The sequence below is a fragment of the Nocardia carnea genome (assembly GCF_029869215.1).
Lineage (GTDB): Bacteria > Actinomycetota > Actinomycetes > Mycobacteriales > Mycobacteriaceae > Nocardia > Nocardia carnea_B.
In genome coordinates, this window is the sequence record NZ_JARWPM010000290.1 from 1 (window position 1) to 16,494 (window position 16,494).

General features: G+C 64.1%; 11 protein-coding genes and 3 pseudogenes. 9 read left to right on the top strand and 5 right to left on the bottom strand.

Going from position 1 to position 16,494, the window contains the following annotated elements:
- Window positions 1-792: 792 nt before the first annotated feature.
- The 4 genes and pseudogenes from QH276_RS20160 to QH276_RS20175 form a co-directional block, all read right to left on the bottom strand.
- Window positions 793-1,398 (bottom strand): annotated as a pseudogene (locus QH276_RS20160) (alpha/beta fold hydrolase); the annotation flags it as partial.
- 29 nt (window positions 1,399-1,427) lie between these two features.
- On the bottom strand, window positions 1,428-3,332 hold the full coding sequence (locus QH276_RS20165; RefSeq protein WP_280397829.1) for an FAD-dependent monooxygenase: 1,905 nt from the start codon (window positions 3,330-3,332) through the stop codon (window positions 1,428-1,430).
- A 181-nt stretch (window positions 3,333-3,513) separates the two neighbouring features.
- Window positions 3,514-3,789 (bottom strand): hypothetical protein, encoded by a 276-nt coding sequence (locus QH276_RS20170; protein WP_280397828.1) that lies wholly within the window; start codon window positions 3,787-3,789, stop codon window positions 3,514-3,516.
- Between the two features lie 38 nt (window positions 3,790-3,827).
- Window positions 3,828-5,600 (bottom strand): acetolactate synthase catalytic subunit, encoded by a 1,773-nt coding sequence (locus QH276_RS20175; RefSeq protein ID WP_280406855.1) that lies wholly within the window; start codon window positions 5,598-5,600, stop codon window positions 3,828-3,830.
- A gap of 60 nt (window positions 5,601-5,660) precedes the next feature.
- Here QH276_RS20175 and QH276_RS20180 point away from each other — a divergent pair, with 60 nt between their 5' ends.
- The 7 genes from QH276_RS20180 to QH276_RS20210 all read left to right on the top strand — a co-directional run bounded on the left by QH276_RS20180 (window position 5,661) and on the right by QH276_RS20210 (window position 13,154).
- Window positions 5,661-6,575: a LysR family transcriptional regulator gene (locus QH276_RS20180; protein ID WP_280397827.1), complete on the top strand. Its 915-nt coding sequence runs from the start codon at window positions 5,661-5,663 to the stop codon at window positions 6,573-6,575.
- A gap of 99 nt (window positions 6,576-6,674) precedes the next feature.
- A complete protein-coding gene (locus QH276_RS20185) occupies window positions 6,675-7,655 on the top strand; it encodes an NAD-dependent epimerase/dehydratase family protein (protein ID WP_280397826.1) in 981 nt (326 codons plus the stop codon).
- Window positions 7,652-8,494: an alpha/beta fold hydrolase gene (locus QH276_RS20190; protein ID WP_280397825.1), complete on the top strand. Its 843-nt coding sequence runs from the start codon at window positions 7,652-7,654 to the stop codon at window positions 8,492-8,494. The genes QH276_RS20185 and QH276_RS20190 overlap by 4 nt, the downstream gene beginning before the upstream one ends.
- A gap of 49 nt (window positions 8,495-8,543) precedes the next feature.
- Window positions 8,544-9,152 carry a cysteine hydrolase gene (locus QH276_RS20195; protein ID WP_280397824.1) on the top strand — a complete coding sequence of 203 codons (609 nt, stop codon included), beginning with the start codon at window positions 8,544-8,546 and terminating at the stop codon, window positions 9,150-9,152.
- A gap of 57 nt (window positions 9,153-9,209) precedes the next feature.
- Window positions 9,210-10,118 carry a 3-carboxyethylcatechol 2,3-dioxygenase gene (locus tag QH276_RS20200; protein WP_280397823.1) on the top strand — a complete coding sequence of 303 codons (909 nt, stop codon included), beginning with the start codon at window positions 9,210-9,212 and terminating at the stop codon, window positions 10,116-10,118.
- Window positions 10,118-11,599 (top strand): aldehyde dehydrogenase (NADP(+)), encoded by a 1,482-nt coding sequence (locus tag QH276_RS20205; protein WP_280397822.1) that lies wholly within the window; start codon window positions 10,118-10,120, stop codon window positions 11,597-11,599. The genes QH276_RS20200 and QH276_RS20205 overlap by 1 nt, the downstream gene beginning before the upstream one ends.
- Window positions 11,600-11,762: 163 nt before the next feature.
- Window positions 11,763-13,154 (top strand): MFS transporter, encoded by a 1,392-nt coding sequence (locus tag QH276_RS20210; RefSeq protein WP_280397821.1) that lies wholly within the window; start codon window positions 11,763-11,765, stop codon window positions 13,152-13,154.
- A gap of 416 nt (window positions 13,155-13,570) precedes the next feature.
- Here QH276_RS20210 and QH276_RS20215 read toward each other — a convergent pair.
- Window positions 13,571-14,712 (bottom strand): IS3 family transposase gene (locus tag QH276_RS20215; protein ID WP_086007605.1). Its coding sequence is split into 2 segments (ribosomal slippage): window positions 13,571-14,445 and window positions 14,445-14,712, totalling 1,143 coding nucleotides; the frame shifts between segments, so codons are not numbered across the junction.
- An 81-nt stretch (window positions 14,713-14,793) separates the two neighbouring features.
- On the opposite strand from QH276_RS20215, the pseudogene QH276_RS20220 reads away from it, so the two are divergent.
- Window positions 14,794-15,384, top strand: a pseudogene (locus tag QH276_RS20220) (cytochrome P450); the annotation flags it as partial.
- Window positions 15,381-16,281 (top strand): annotated as a pseudogene (locus QH276_RS20225) (NAD(P)/FAD-dependent oxidoreductase). The pseudogenes QH276_RS20220 and QH276_RS20225, both read left to right, overlap by 4 nt.
- Window positions 16,282-16,494 lie beyond the last annotated feature (213 nt).

A 16,494-nucleotide genomic window follows, 5' to 3' on the forward strand; every position in this document is an offset into this window, starting at 1 on the left:
GCCTCTCGCTGCGCGGCGGGCGTCGGGCCCCCCCCCCCCGGGGTGGGCCGACAGGGTGGGGGGGGGGATTCCAGCCCCCGGGGGGGACCGCGGGCCCCGGGCCCCCGCCGGGCGCGGCGCGGGGGGCGCGCGGCGCCCCCCCCCGCCCCCCCCCCCCCCCCCCCCCCCCCCCCCCCCCCCCCCCCCCCCCCACCGGGGGTGGTCCAACGAGCCGATCCTGCACCGTCGCCGCCGCGAGGCCAAGGCCAAGTGCAAGTGAGTGATGTTCAGTGATTGAAAAGTAGCTTCTGGCAGCTCTTTTCGACATGAGGCCCCTCACCTGGAGTATCAGGTGAGGGGCCTCTGTAATCACTCGAGATTAGGTTGGATACCGGCCTGTCACGCTCAAAACGGTCACAAACGGTCACACGCGGGCAGGCTGTTGGTGTCAGAAAGTGATGCCCTACCAGCGCCGATGGCTTCCGCCATCCTTGATGAGTACGGTCGTGGCGGATCGAGAGCCGCGAGAATTTGGTGGGCGGCCGACGGTGCGTCGCTCGGATACAGTGAAGCGGCCGCTGCGTCAGCGGCCGACCGGAATGAGGTCCGAGCGTCAACCGCTTCCGCGACCGGCACGGCCGCGCAACTCGCCGAGCATGTTCTTCCGGCGTGTCGTCGGGCCGACACTCCGACGAATTTTCGCGGCAGCTACTTTTTGGCAATCGCTGGGGTCGGGGTCGGGGTCGGGGAGCAGCCCGGTTTCGGGGCACTCTGGAGAGGCCTTGGCGGGCGGCGCGCAAAGATCGCAGGGCGCGGTTTCGAGGTCCTGGAGGGCCATGTTCATCTCGCAGGCCGCGAGCCGGTCCGGCTGCTGGAAGCTGGCTTGGCGGATGCGGATCAGGTCGTTGGTCATCATGGTCGCATCGGCCATGAGCCATTCGAGTCGGGCCTTGACTCGCTCCTGGCTGGGAGCCTTCGCCGTTTCCATCGACAGGGCGTAAAGCCGTTCCATGACCTGCGGGTTTGCCATGATTCCGCCCACGGTGTTGAGTACGGTCCGGCTGACCTTCTCCGGGTGGTCGTGCGCGAGTTGGACGGTGATCCAGCCGCCGAGCGACTCGTCGGAGAACGAGACCTTCTCGACACCGATGGCGTCCATGAACCGTAGGACATGGTCGATGTAGTGCTTGATCTCGAGCGGGTGGTCCGGCTTGGACGGGTATCCGCGTCCGATGAGGTCGATGGCCCAGACGTTGAAGTGCTCGGCGTGCGAGCGCAGGTTCCGGATATAGGCCTCGGCGTGTCCGGTGATTCCGTGCAGCAGGATCAGTGCGGGCTTGGAGTCGTCGCCGGCGGGCAGGTACCGGGTCCGGTAGGGCCTGCTTGGATGAAGCCCTGGCTGAATTCGACTTGGTTCAGGTCGTCCTAGACGCTGGTGTAAGGATGTGTCACGGGTTCTCTCCCTCGACTGTTGCGATGCCGGAGGTGGATGTGGCGTCGTCGGCGGTGACGTGCGGGACGGCGATCGGCACGGCCTTGGTGCTGTACTGCGATGCGATTGTGTCGGTCACATTGTGTCCACTGGCCGCGGATCGGTCGAGAATCGTGGTGAGCGCGTTCTCGAGGCTGGTGAGTGCTTCGGTGTCGTCCCAGATCGGGGCACTGTGCCGCCAAGCGATGTAGCCGTCGGGACGCACGAGCAGAGCGCCGGCTTCGTCGATCTCACGGACCTGCCGCCAATATCCGTAGGGGTCGATGGTGCCGGGCTCGCCGACAACGACGGTCCGCAGGTACGGAACATCGAGCTTGGTGGCGGCGCGTTTCCATGCCTGGCCGCCGAGGCCGGTGAGCAGGGTCATCTGTCCTTTGCCCGTGACGTCGAGCGTGGACATGCGGGTGCCGTCGGCGCCGACGAGCCACGCATGGGGGAGCTTCGCGCCGGGCCGGGTGGTGGCCTGCAGGTACAGCTCTCGGTCGCGCGGCCACACCTCGTCACCGGCGTCGGCGTCCTGGACGATCGCGGACGAGGTGTAGCGCTGGTTGAGTTCGACGCCGTGGGCGTTGAACTCGGTGTTCTTGATCTGCAAGGCCTCGTACAGCCGCTCGCGCAGAGCAACACCCTCCGGAGATGGTTCCTTGAGCTTCTCGAGCCCGGCGGCGACCGGGTCGGCGCTGTCGTTGTCGAACCATTCGCGCAGCCCGCCGTAATCCCTGCGGGACTGGTTGGCTCGGGCGACGATCTGTTTGCCGACGGGGACGCGTTCGGGGGAGTAGGACTCGAGCAGTCCCGGCCCCGCGTAGCCCTTGACGACGTACGCGATCTTCCACGCGAGGTTGAACGCGTCCTGCATCGATGTGTTCGACCCCAGCCCACTGGTTGGAGGATGGCGGTGCACGGCGTCACCGCCGCAGAACACCCTGCCGGACTGATAGTGCTCGGCCCACTGCTGATTGACATACCAGAAGGACCGGGACACGATGTCGATCTCCAGGTGCGGGTCGCCCACGAGGGTACGGATCTGTTCGAGGACCACGTCATCGGAGACATCCGGCTGTCCCTGCGTCATGTCGAAGCCCCAGCCGGCGATCCACTGATCCCACGGCCTGACAGCCCGGAGCAGGCCCATCCCGATTTCACCGAAACCGGCCTTCGAGTTCATGATCCAGTGCAGAATGCTCGGCCGGTGCGCGACGTACGCGCTCAGGTCGGCATCGAACCGGATGTATGCGGTGCCGGCGCGGGCGAGCTCACCCTCGAACGGAAGGCCGATCTCCTCGGCGACTTTCGACCGGGCACCGTCGAATCCGAGCAGGAAGCGCGCTCGCTGTTCGAACTCGGCCCCGGAGCGAACGTCCCGGAACCGGACGGTCACGCCGTCGTCGTCCTGGGTGTGGCCGAGGTACTCTGTGTGGAAGCTGATGACCGCGCCGCGCTCGGCGGCGTTCTTGATCAGCACCGGCTCCATCAGCGGTTGCGGGATGTCGAGCATCGTGCAGGGACTACCGGACAGGTAGTCGCCGTAGCGGAGGTCGCCGGTGCCCCAGGTCTGCATCCGGACGATCTCTTCTCCGGCGAGACTGGTGGTGAACAGTGTGTCGCCCATCTGGTCCCACGGCGTCGCATACTTGCGGGCCTCGTCCTCGACGCCGAGATCGCGCAGGACTTCTACCGCACGCTGGTTGGTGATGTGCGCGCGGGGCGAGTTCGCAACCCAGGGAAACATCGAGACGGCGTGGACGCGGAGGCCATAGGTGGCAAGGGCGATAGCCGCAGTGCCACCAGCGGGGCCGAGTCCGACGATGACGACATCGGTGTCGTAGCTGTCAGGGGAGTGGGCGTTCATTTCTGTCATCACTTCACTTATCGAGGACACGCACGGGATCTGCGCTGTCCATGTTTGTAACCGGCGAATCCGGAAGTCGTCGGTGTGCGGGGTGGAAGCTCCTGATCTCGAACAAGTTGGCGTGCAGTGCCTTTCCAACCCGAGTGACCGACGAGCAAGATCACCGAGATGATCGAGATCGCGGAGACGATCACGCGGTGGCCACGTTCGAATTGCTCGAGTTCGTCGAGTTGCCGAGGGTGGGGGCGATGGTGGGTGGCGCCCATGCCGAGCCGACCAGATGCGTGAGGGTGAAGCTGATCGACATCCCGCTGTAGTCGACATCGGAATCGAACGCCATCGAGTACAGCGAGCTGGTGACATCGGCCGCCGGTGGCATCGCGATGCCGAACACCAGAGCTTGGGTGAGCAGGAAGGCCCACAGGTTACCGGTGTTGACCAGGGCGAACGCGGGTCCGATCGCCACGGGTCTTGCATGTGTCCGGTGCGTCTGCGCGGAAACTCCTACCGTGACATCACCTCATCCGAGACACCGCTCCACCCGGTAATAGGCGGATAGGCGTGGGGATCGCAGAGGATCTCCACCAGGGTGGGTTTGCCGGATGCGACCGCCTTTGCGAGCGCATCACCTACCTCGTGCGCATCGGTGATACGAATACCGTCTGCGCCGCACGCCATCGCGATGGCGGCGTGATCCACTGTGGCGAAGTCGACGGCGCTGGTGTACTCACCGAACTGAACCAACTCCACGTGCTTCTGAAACCCAAGGATGCCGTTGTTCAGCAGCACAACAACCACCGGAAGGTTCTCTCGCACTGCGGTTTCGAACTCGGACCACACATGCCCGAAACCGCCGTCGCCGGTGAGGCAGAGCACGTTCGCATCAGGGCGAGCTACCTTGGCTCCGAGTGCCAACGGCATACCCCAGCCGAGGCCGGCGAGTCCACGGGGGGAGAGGAATCGCTGTCCCGGGCGGCGGGACCGAAGGTAGTTTCCCATCCAGATGCTGGAATAGCTCGCGTCCGCAGTCACGATGGTTTCGCCGTCCTCGAGCAATTTGTTGATCTGGTGGGCGACGAGCTCTGGGCGTACAAGTCCTGAGCCGGGTGTGACAAGGTCGTTGACGGCGTTGACGTGACGGGTGCGGGCCTCAGCGATCTGCTGACGAACCGAACCCGCGCCGGCCTTCCGCTTGCCGAGATCCCGGTCCTCGAGTGCTTCGAGGAGGTCGGTCAGTGCAAGCCGCGCGTCTCCGACGACGCGGATCGCCTCGTAGTTCCGGCCTACTTCATTCGAGTCGACGTCGATGTGGACGATGCGAGTGTTCTCGGAGATCAAACTCCACGCATCGGTCCCGTTCTCATTGGTACGGGTACCGACGAGGACGAGAACGTCAGCATCGGTGACCATCGACCGCAAGTGGTGGGTGGCGCCTGTGGGGCCCATGTAATTACCGACGACTCCCAGCGACAGCGGATGCCGCTCGTCCACGGATCCCTTACCCATGTTCGTCGTGGCGACCGGCAACGATACGCGTTCCTGCAATTGCGCGAGAATCTCGGCGGCGCCGGACAGATGGACTCCACCGCCCGCCACGACCAATGGCCGTTCAGCAGCGGCGATCGCGTTGGCCGCCTCCTCGATTCTGTCCGCTGCGGGCCGGACCGGATCGAGCGGAAACCGTCCGAGCACTGCTGTCCGGCGTCCGGTGTTGGCGGCCGGCTCGAGCAGGATGTCGCGGGGCAGCATGAGTACTGCGGGGCCTGGACGCCCCGATGTTGCCGCAGTGACCGCCATGTCCACGTAGTCGTCGACACGGGCCGGATCGTCGAGGACCCGTAGCCACTTGGAGCACGAGCGGAAGAGGTCGGTGTGGTCGAATTCCTGGAATGCGTTACGGTCGCGGTTGCCGCGAGGAACGTCCTGTACAAGCGCCAGAACCGGAACAGATGCTTTCGTCGCCTCGGCCAGGGGCGGGACGAGCAGAGTGGCGGCAGGCCCATTCTGCGCCGCCACCACCGAGATTGTATTGGAGACGCGAGCGTACCCATCCGCCATTGTGCCAGCGGCGTTTTCAGTACGGTACGCGATCTGTCGGATCCCGAACTTCGGGGCGGCCAGCATCAGCGCGGACGGCAGACTCTGGCCGAAGATGACGGTGATGCCGTGCCTCTGCAGGGCGGCCGCCACAGCTTCTGCGACCGTGAGTGAAGGTCGGTGAGGTTGCTCAGACACGTGATTGCCCTTCGTCAAAGTTGTCCGGCGTATTGCCTGCACTCAGCCTGCGGCAGCATTCCCCGCGGCGTCCAATAGGACTCTTTGCGATCGCGAGAAGCAATGTTTATCGTCGTGGGTGTGAATCTCCGGCGGCTCGAGTACTTTGTGGTGCTGGCGAGGGAGCTGCATTTCGGTCGCGCCGCCGAACGGCTGCACCTGGCTCAGCCGGGACTGTCCCAACAAATCAAGGTATTCGAGAAAGAGTGCGGCGTTCAGCTGTTCGTGCGGAGCTCACATGGTGTACAGCTGACCGAGGCCGGGCAGGTACTGCTCGATGAGGGGCCGGCCATCCTCAGCCAGGTAGAGCGCACCCTCGACCGGGTACAAGCGGCCGGACAGGGCCACACCGGCTCTTTGCGGGCCGTCCTGACCCGGTCGGTTGCGTTCGGTCTGCCCGACACGATCGTCACGGTCTTCCGAGAACGCCATCCTGCCGTGGAAGTCACTACCGATGTCGCGTGGACCGCTCGAAACGTGGACATGCTCCGTGCCGGTGAAGTGGACGCAGCCTTCGTCCGACTCCCTCTTCTCAATGCTTCCGACCTGGGAATACTGGTGCTGGGAGACACCGAGGCGGTGGTGGTGTGCCCCGCCGGTCACCCGTTGGCGGCGAAGCACCGAATCGAGCGCGACGACCTGCGCGACCAAATCCTCATCAGCTGGCCGCGAGCACAAGCACCCGGCTATTTCGACGAAATGCACCGCGTCATCTTCGGTGGCACGCCTCCATCGAAGGTTCTGTGGGAGCCAGACCCCGAACACCTGCTCGCTGCCGTCGACTCCGGTCGCGGAGTGAGCGTCGTCGACAGCGAGCGGGCATCGACCCTGCGTTCCGATCGCGTGGTCATCCGCAAATTCGCTTCGCCGACACCGAGGTTCGAATTCGGGGTGGCGTGGAATGCGCGCAGGGAAGAACCAGTGCTGTCCGCTTTCCTCCAAGTGTGCCGCGAGCTGTCGGGCAGCGGCGATCACTAACGCTTATCACCGAGCGTCAGAGTTGTATTGGACGCAGATCTTCACGGCGTGATGCCCTTGGTGCATGGAATTCAGCGATTGCAGCGGAGGTTGTACATCATGAAGGTACTGGTCATGGGGGGTACTCGATTCGTCGGGGTCCTCGCTGTACGGCGGTTGCTCGACGCCGGACACGAGGTGACGGTGTTCCACCGCGGAAGCCGTCAACCCGACTGGACCGGACACGTGCGCTCCGTCCTCGGAGACCGCAACAACCCCGCAGACCTGGCTCGCTTGGCAGCGGGCCGCTTCGACACCGTGCTGGATCTTTCCGCCTACACCGGCGACCAGACTGCCTCTCTGCTCGCAGCCCTTCCGGATGTCGGACGCTGGGTGCACTGCTCAACCGTGAATGTGGTGCGGCCGAGCCCCGTTCTGCCGTGGCCGGAGGAGATCGATTACGGCCCGCACGCCCTCTGGGGGGACTACGCGATCGACAAGATCGCCTGTGAGCGCAGCATCCAGAACGCGCGTGCAGGTGCACACTCGGTCATCATTCGCCTACCCCTGGTCCTGGGACCACTGAACTTCATCCCCCGCGAAGAATTCGTCCTCAACCGAATCCTCGACGGTGCCCAGATCCTGCTGCCCGGGGACGGGCAGGCGGTTCATCAATACATCTACCGAGACCACGCAGCCGAGGCGCTCGCCCGCGCTGTCGACCTGCGGGGAGAAGGATTCGACGTATACAACGTCGCCTCCAAGAGGTGCAACACCTCGCTCGAAGGATTTGTGGACGTCTGCGCCGAAATCCTGGGTCGTCCGGCGGACACCCGCACCGTCGGCGGTGGCCCGACAGGAGAGGACCGAGCCACCTTCGACAACGCTGACTGCGTGTTCCCGTTCAGCAACGAGAACACAATCTTGGCGATCGACAAGGCGGAGCGGGCCGGTCTGGTGTCACCGTTCATGGACATCCGGGAGATGATCGCCGCCGCATACGACGCCCTCCTTGCGCACCCCGAGCGCCGGCAATGGACACGCACCGACGCTGAACAGCGGGTTCTCGCGCGACTGGACACGGTGGAGGCCAGATCGTGACGGCGCTCGGACCCACCCGGGCTTGCGAGGTCGGCGAGCACACGCTCAATGTCGTCGACGTCGGCGCCGGACCTGCAATCGTGCTGCTGCACGGGGCGGCACCCGGAGCCTCCGCGGCAGGTACCTGGACTGGCCTCGCGCCCCTGCTCGCACGATCGCACCGGGTCATTGCGCCCGACTTCCTCGGCTTCGGCGGCTCGGACAAACCGCTCGGCCAGCCCTACGGAGTCGATCTGTGGACGCGGCAGACACTGGCACTCGCCGACACCCTGGACCTGGAGCAGTTCAGTGTTGTCGGAAACTCGCTCGGTGGCCGCGTAGCCCTGCAACTTGCGCTGGATGCGCCGAAGCGGATCGAACGGCTCGTGGTGATGAGTACCCGCATCGCACCCTCCACATCGCCGGCGCAGAAGTTACTGCGGGACTATCGGCCTGACCGCGACTCGATGCGAGAGCTGTTGCGCGAGTGCTTCGCCTACGACGCGGATTCCGTCACCGACCGACTGGTCGAGGCACGCTACATACTCAGCGCCCAACCGGGTGCGCACGAGGCGATCCAGACCTTCTTCGGCGCCGGTGGATCGGCACCGGAGGAATTCGAGCGTGACGTGTCCACAATCCGACATCAGGCACTGGTACTGCACGGTCGACACGACAAGGTTGTGCCCGTGTCGAACGGCATCCGCCTAGCCGAGTTGATGTCCCACGCCGAACTGCACGTCTTCGCTGACGCCGGCCACTGGTTTCCCGCCGAGCGTGCCCACGAGTTCCACTCCCTGGTCACCGAATTCTTCTCGGGAAAACCCGCCCACACGGAAGTAGCTGTCCTGCCCGGCTGAGCCAGGAGGAGCGCCGCCGCCGACTACATCTCACGCACAGGAGTCCACCATGGACCTCGACGCTCGCAGTACCGCCATCGTTACCATCCATTGCCAAGGCGACGTGGTCGACCCGACCGGAGCGCTTGCCGGGCTGTTCTCGCAACAGATCCGGGAACGAAACGTGATCGATCGAATCGGCACGGTGCTCGACGCGGGCCGTCGGACGGGATGCACGGTCGTCTACACCCGAATCGCCTTCCGACCCGGCTACTCCGACCTGATTGCCAATTCCCCGATCCTTACCGAGATTCCCAAGCTGGGATGCATGCAGGACGGGTCATCGTCGACCGAAATCATCACCGAACTCGAGCCAAATCCCACCGACATCCTCATCACTCACAAACGCGTCGGCGGATTCACCGACGAGCTGCACTCGGTGTTCACCGCACGGGGAATCACCACAGTGTTGTTCAGCGGCGTCGCGACCAACGTTTCGGTCGAAAGCACCGCCCGCGCGGCCACCGACCGTGGGTACCGAGTGGGCATCATCGACGACGCCTGCTCGGCGGCCACACCCGAAGCACACACCGCCGCCATCGCGTCCCTGAGCGTGCTCGCCACCATCACCTCCGTCGACGAGGTCATTAGATCGCTGACTGCGATCGCACGGCGTTGACGCATCACCACATCGAACTACCGCCAACGGCGGTCGCAGAAACTACAGGAGTAAGCCATGACGACATTGAAGTCGGGTGCCCGTCTTGCCGGCGTTGCCCTCTCCCACAGTCCACAGATGCTGGCCGACACCGAGCATTCGCAGGGCCTCCAGTTCCGTGCCGCGATCTCCGCCGCGGCACGCGCGACTCAGGCCTACGACCCCACCCTGGTCGTCTACTTCGGGCCCGATCACATGCGGGCGCTGGCCGGAATCGCGCCGGCTTTCACCACCGTCGAACAGGCGTCGGGCTACGGCGACTGGAACACCGCGAACAGTCGCTACGACATTCCCGCACAGCTGGTTCGGGATTACGTCCAGCACTCGACAGCCCGCGGCGTCGAGGTTGCATTCGCTCATGAGCTCAAGCTCGATCACGGTTTCAGCCAATCGACCACTGACCTGTTCGGACGGCTCGACGCGGTCCCGATGCTCCCCATCATCATCAACTGCATCGATCGCCCCTTGGCCGCCATGTCGCGGGTCATCGAACTCGGACGAATCACCCGTGAGTTCCTCGACACCGCCACCTCTGCGGACGACCGTGTGCTCGTGATCGGCTCGGGCGGACTCTCGCACTCACCACCCTCCCTCATTCCTGGAGCCGACAAGCTCCCCGAAGCGGAACGCCAGGCGCTGATCACCAACAATATGGCCAAAGCTATCGATGCCATCCGGCCCGAGTGGGACAGACACATGTTGTCTCTCCTCGCCGACGGCGACCTCGACGCCATCTCCCGGCTGACGCACGACGACATCCAGGTAGCCGGCACGGGTGCACACGAAGTGCGGACCTGGGTCGCTGTCGCTGCCACTGTAGGCCAGCCGCTCGCCACGGTGGGATACGAAACGGTCCCCGAGTGGATCACCGGCATGGGTATAGCGGCGGATCAGGAACTGGCTGTCGAGGCGAGCGTGGTGGCATAGTGACCGATACCTCCACGACCCGATTTCCCGCAACCAGCACCGACGTGACGAACGCCACGATCCGTGCGGCGGCGGCGGCAATGTCAGTGTGGTCTGCGACGTCCCGGGAAGGACGATCGACTATTCTGCGTAGACTCGCCAGCGAACTCGCGGTGTCGTCAGATGACCTCGTCCCGATCACCGACGCCGAAACCGGTCTCGGTACAGGACGGTTGGTCGGTGAACTCGCTCGTACCGTGCACCAATTGCGTATGTTCGCTGACGTTGTCGATGAAGGCGCCTATCTCGAGGTGACAATCGACCATGCCGATCCGACTGCACCAGTCCCCATTGTCGGCGACATCCGTCGATGGCTGGTTCCGATCGGTCCGGTCGCGGTGTACTCCGCAAGCAACTTTCCCTTGGCCTTCTCCGTCCTCGGAGGCGACACCGCCGCCGCCCTCGCCGCCGGATGTACGGTGGTCGTCAAGGCGCACCAGGGCCACCCCCGGACATCCGAACTCGTGCACGAGATCGCGGCTCGCGTATTCCGGGAAGCCGGGATGCCCGAGGGTGTGCTCGGACTCGTTCACGGACGCGACGCCGGTCGCACACTGATCTGCCACCCCGAGATCTCGGCCGCAGGTTTCACCGGCTCGGTCAGCGGGGGACGAGCTCTGGCCGACCTCGCACATGACCGCCCCCATCCGATTCCCTTCTTCGGTGAACTCGGCAGTCAGAACACGCTCGTCATCTCACCCGGTGCCGCCGAAACGCGCGGCGCCGATATCGCCGAAGGGCTGGCGGCATCAGTACTTCTCGGCAACGGCCAGTTCTGCACCAAACCAGGACTGGTACTTCTGCCGAACTCCGCCTCGGGTCAGAGGATCCTCGAGCACCTCGCCGACAGCATCCGGACCGCATCCGTATCCCGACTACTCACCACCGCCATACAGGACGGCTTCATTTCCGGAAGTAGGGAACTGGAAGGCTCCACCGGTATCAGGCTCGTTGCCCGCGGCAACAGTGACGCCGTCGACGGGCTCGCGCCCACGCTGTGGGAGTGCGCACCCGAGCACCTCGACGGAGTCGCCCTCGAAGAATGTTTCGGACCGACAGCCGTTGTCGTCCAGTACGGAGACGAGGACGAACTTCTCGGGCTTGTACGAAAGGTCCCGCCCGCGCTGACGGCGAGCTTCCACACCGAGACCAGTGAACAGTCGCTGTCGAAGGTGCTTCTCGGGACGCTGACGCCGAAAGCCGGTCGAGTAGTTGCGAACCAGTACCCCACGGGCGTCGCCGTCACCTGGAGCATGCACCATGGTGGTCCTTCCCCGTCGACCACCGACTCCCAGCACACCTCCGTGGGCGCCACGGCGATCCGTCGGTTCCTGCGTCCCGTTGCGTTCCAGAATGTCGACCCTGCCCTACTGCCGGACGAGTTGCAGGATACGACCGAACTCGCGGTCCCACGCCGGGTCGACGGAGTACTGATTTCCTGACCCGAGCATCTCCGACGCTCAGCATCACCGAGGTTACCGGCGATGCTCACTATCGGCCTCGTTGCGCGCCGGGCACCACCTTTATCACTGCACCGCGGAATCGATACGATCCGCGCTTCGAAACGGGAACGACATGACAGAATCCGTAATACCGTCAATTCCGATGACTCGTAAGGCCACGTCGCCGCTGCGGGTGGCGATGGCGAGTTTTATCGGTACGACGGTCGAGTATTACGACTTCTTCATCTACGGCACCGCTGCAGCGCTGGTATTCCCGAAGCTATTCTTCCCGGACGTAGCCTCCGCGATGGGGGTCCTGCTCTCGTTTGCGACGTTCGGCGTCGGATTCTTGGCACGACCGCTCGGCGGGGTCGTGTTCGGGCATTTCGGTGACCGGCTCGGCCGGAAGAAGATGTTGGTGATTTCCCTGGTCGGCATGGGCGCGGCGACCATGCTGATGGGAATGTTGCCCGACTACGCGCAGATTGGGATCGCCGCCCCCATCCTGCTGACGATGCTCCGCTTGGTGCAAGGCTTCGCTGTCGGCGGGGAATGGGGCGGCGCCACGTTGATGGCCGTCGAGCATGCCCCGCAGGCCAAGAAGGGATTCTTCGGATCGTTCCCCCAGATGGGTGCTCCCGCAGGCACAAGCATCGCAACCCTGGCGTTCCTAGCGGTCTCCCAACTTCCGGACGAACAGTTCCTTTCCTGGGGTTGGCGGCTGCCTTTCCTGTTCAGCGCCGTTCTGATCATCATTGGTCTGGCCATCAGGCTCTCCCTCGACGAGAGCCCCGAATTCACTGCCGTTCGCAAACGTGATGCTGTTGTACGCGTGCCCTTTCTCGCCGCAATCAGCAGGCATTGGCGCGAGATACTTCTGGTCGCAGGAACCTATCTGAGCCAGGGTGTATTCGCCTATATCTGCAGTGCCTTTTTGATCTCGTACGGGACGACGGTGGCGGGGATCAGCCGGACGGCCGCCCTCTCCGGGGTATTCGTGGCCGGCGTCGTGGCCGTGATTTTGTACCCGATATTCGGCGCTCTCTCCGATACGTTCGGCCGTAAGACGATGTATCTGCTCGGGGCACTAGCGATGACAGTGGTGATTGCGCCCGCCTTCGCTCTGATCAACACAGGGAAGCCGTGGCTGTTCATGGCCGCTCTCGTGTTGGTCTTCGGGATCGCGATGGCACCGGCGGCCGGCGTCACCGGATCACTGTTCACGATGGTCTTCGACGCGGACGTGCGCTACAGCGGCGTGTCGGTCGGCTACACCCTGTCCCAGATGGCTGGCTCAGCCTTCGCCCCGACGATTGCAGCCGCACTGTACGCCTCGACCAAGTCCAGCGACTCGATCGTCGTCTATCTGCTGATCGTCTCAGCGATCTCCGTGACTTCGGTGATTCTGCTCCCCGGAGGCTGGGGAAGGAAAGGCGCCGCGCAACAGCGTATGAAGGACCGCGCCGCCAGTCCAGCCCCATCATCGGCCTCCCCGGCTGCCGTTGAACGCACCGAGACTTGGACTACCGAACGCAACGGAGCCGGGCCATATTGAGGGCCAACCAGATCGGCTTGTCAACCCTCTCGAAATCAGTTCACTTGATGGTTGTTCAGTCTGCCTGGCTGTCGCTCCGCATGGAGGGCATAGTGTCGATTTCGATGTTGCGGAGCCGATAACGGTTGCCCTTCAAGGTCGCTGAAGGCGTCTCCCCAGCGGGAGAACGCAAGAGGCGCGGTTGGCTGATAAGCAACGGTTATCGCCCGCCCGCCAATGACTATTGGACCGAGGTGAGGTCCACATCACAAAATGGCAGTCGCGCTGCTTTCCGAATCCGGTTTCACAGGACCGCAGCTCGCTTGTGCGGCCGTCCGCGCTCGCCGCTACTACGCGCAACGCAACCAGTCGTCATCGTGGCCAGTCCCCGATAACGCGACCACCCGGTTTCAGAGTCGGTGTCGTTCGGTCGGTGTTCAGTTGATGTCGCAGCCCACGGGGTGGTGGGTGTGGGTGCAGGCCGCAGCGTACTCGGCCGGGGTGCGGTAGCCCAGCGCCGAATGCCGGTGCCGGTGGTTGTGCTCGTGCTTGAAATCCGCGATCACCACCCTCGCTTCGAGCAGGCTGGTCCAGTGGTTGCGGTTGAGGCATTCCACGCGCAGGCGCCGGTTGAACGATTCCACGTACCCGTTGTTCCAGGGGGTACCCGGCGGAATATACGAGATCCCGACCCGGTCTCGGCAAAATGTTTGCAGTGCTGCCGAAATCATTTCCGGCCCGTTGTCCAGGCGCAGCACCTTCGGCGCCCCGTGGACGGCGAAGACCCGCTCGAGTTCGGCGACCAGATGCTCGCCGGTGATCGACCGCTCGACCAGGTGCAGTAGGGATTCGCGGGTGTGCTCGTCGATCATCGACGCGATCTTCACCACCCGCCCGTCGACGGTAGAGTCGAACTGGAAATCCAGCGCCCACACCACGTTCGGCGCATCCGCATCCACCGCCGGCACCGACGAGGTGCCGGCCCGTTTACGCGGGTGATGCGCCCGCACCTGCAAACCTTCTTCCCGCCAGAGCCGGTGGACTTTCTTGATGTTCATCCGGTGGCCTTCGTCGAACCGCAGCACTGCCCAGGCCCGGCGGAACCCATGACACGGGTTCTTGGCCGCATAATTCCGCAGCCACGCCCGCGTCCCGGCGTCGGGGTCTGCCGGTGTTTGCGTGGCAGGGCACCGGCGGTATGTCGACCGAGCGAGCCCAACGACCTTGCACGCGAACCGTTGCGACATGCCCATGACCTCGCTGAGCATGTCCACGGCGCGGCGCTTGGCCGCTGGGCCTAGAATTTTCCCTTCGAAATCTCGCGCAGCGCGTCTTTCTCCAGTTCCGCGTCGGCGAGTAGCCGCTTCAATCGGGCGTTCTGTTCCCGCAGTTCCTTGAGTTCTTTGGCGGCGTCGGTGTCCATGCCGCCGTACTGGCGACGCCAGTTATAGAGTGTCGCCGCCGAGACTCCCAGGTCAGCGGCGATTTGCTCGCCGGTCAAGCCTTCCGCGGCCAGTTCATCGGCGCGCCGCAGCTTGCGCACGATGTCCTCCGCGGAATGCCGTTTCCGTCCAGCCATGGTTCCCATAGTCCCTTCTAACCCCTGATCAGGGCCAACGAGACTCTAATTCCGGCTGGTCGCATCCATGGGGGACGGGTCATGATCACCATGTTGCAGGGTAACGAGAACACCAAAAATCTGATCGACCGCCCGATGGAGTTCTTGGGCAACCTCTTGTTGCTGATCGTCGGTGGCAACGACACGACCCGGAACTCGATGAGCGGCGGTGTGCTTGCACTCAACCGCTTCCCTGACCAGTTCGATAAGGTGAAGGCGAACCCGGGCTTGATCCCCAATATGGTCTCGGAGATCATCCGGTGGCAAACTCCGCTGGCCTACATGCGCCGGATCGCCAAGGCAGACACAATTCTGAACGGCCAGTTCATCCGCAAGGGCGACAAAGTGGTGATGTGGTATGCCTCGGGCAATCGCGACGAGCGCGTGTTCGAACGACCGGACGAGTTCATAATCGACCGGTCCAACGCCCGCAACCATATCGCTTTCGGCTTCGGCGTCCACCGCTGCATGGGCAACCGGCTGGCCGAGCTGCAGCTTCGGATCCTCTGGGAGGAGCTGCTTCCTCGCTTCGAGAATATCGAGGTCGTGGGGGAGCCCGAGTACGTGCAGTCCAACTTCGTGCGGGGCATCAGCAAGATGATGGTCCGCCTCACTCCGAAGGCAGACGTATGAGTGTACAGCGAGCTCTCATCGTCGGGGCCGGCCATGGTGGAGTCCAACTCGCGGCCAGTCTGCGCCAGGATGGGTGGACGGGCGAGGTCGTCCTCATCGGTGAGGAGCCGACTCTACCCTATCAACGCCCTCCGCTGTCGAAAGCCTATCTGGCCGGGAAGAGCACAATTGACGAGCTCGCGATCCGCAGCGCGGAATTCTATCGCAAGCAGGGAATCAAACTCGTGGATGCGACAGTAGAGGCGATCGATCGATCGGCTGGTCGCCTCGCACTGAGCACTGGCGACGCATTGCCCTATGACAAGCTCGCGCTGTGCACTGGTGCCCGCCCTCGTCGGCTCGCCACCTCGGGCGCCGATCTGGCAGGGGTCTACTACCTACGCACCGCCGCCGATGTCGAGATGATCCGAGCCGCTGCCCGCCCCGGGCGGCGGGCCGTGATCGTCGGCGGCGGCTACATCGGACTGGAGACGGCCGCCTCCCTGCGAGCGTTGGGACCCCGATATCGTCGCGGCTGGGGACTGCGCCAGTCACCGGATGGCCCGTTATGGCCGCCGTATACGCCTGGAGTCGGTGCCGAGCGCCAGCGAGCAGGCCAAGGTCGCAGCCGCGACCATCAACGGGAAGTCCAGGAAGATAGCGGCGCTTCCGTGGTTCTGGTCGGATCAATACGATCTCAAGCTCCAGATCGCCGGCCTCAACACCGGATACGACGAAGTCGTCCTCAGCGGGGACCCATCCGGGGACCGCGACTTCACCTGCTTTTACCTCCGCGCCGGCGAGCTCGTTGCCGCCGACTGTATCAACCGCCCCCGCGACTTCGTATTCAGTAAGCGGGCAATCACGCAGCAACTCCACATCAACCGGGACGAACTGTTGCTCGCCGGCTCGGCCTGAGGCCACGGTCTGTTGGGTGATGGCTACGCGGCAGTGCGTGGGGCGTAGGCCGGCTCAGCGGTGGCTGACCCGCTCTTGCTTCGATGCACCGGTTTTGCCCAACCCCAGCCGATTGCGCGACGTTCAGTGCATAGCAGCCCGTCTCGTGTTCGGCCGATGGTTGCAGCCCCAGCAGTGCACGATTCGGGACTTAACCAGCCGACTCAGTCCTCG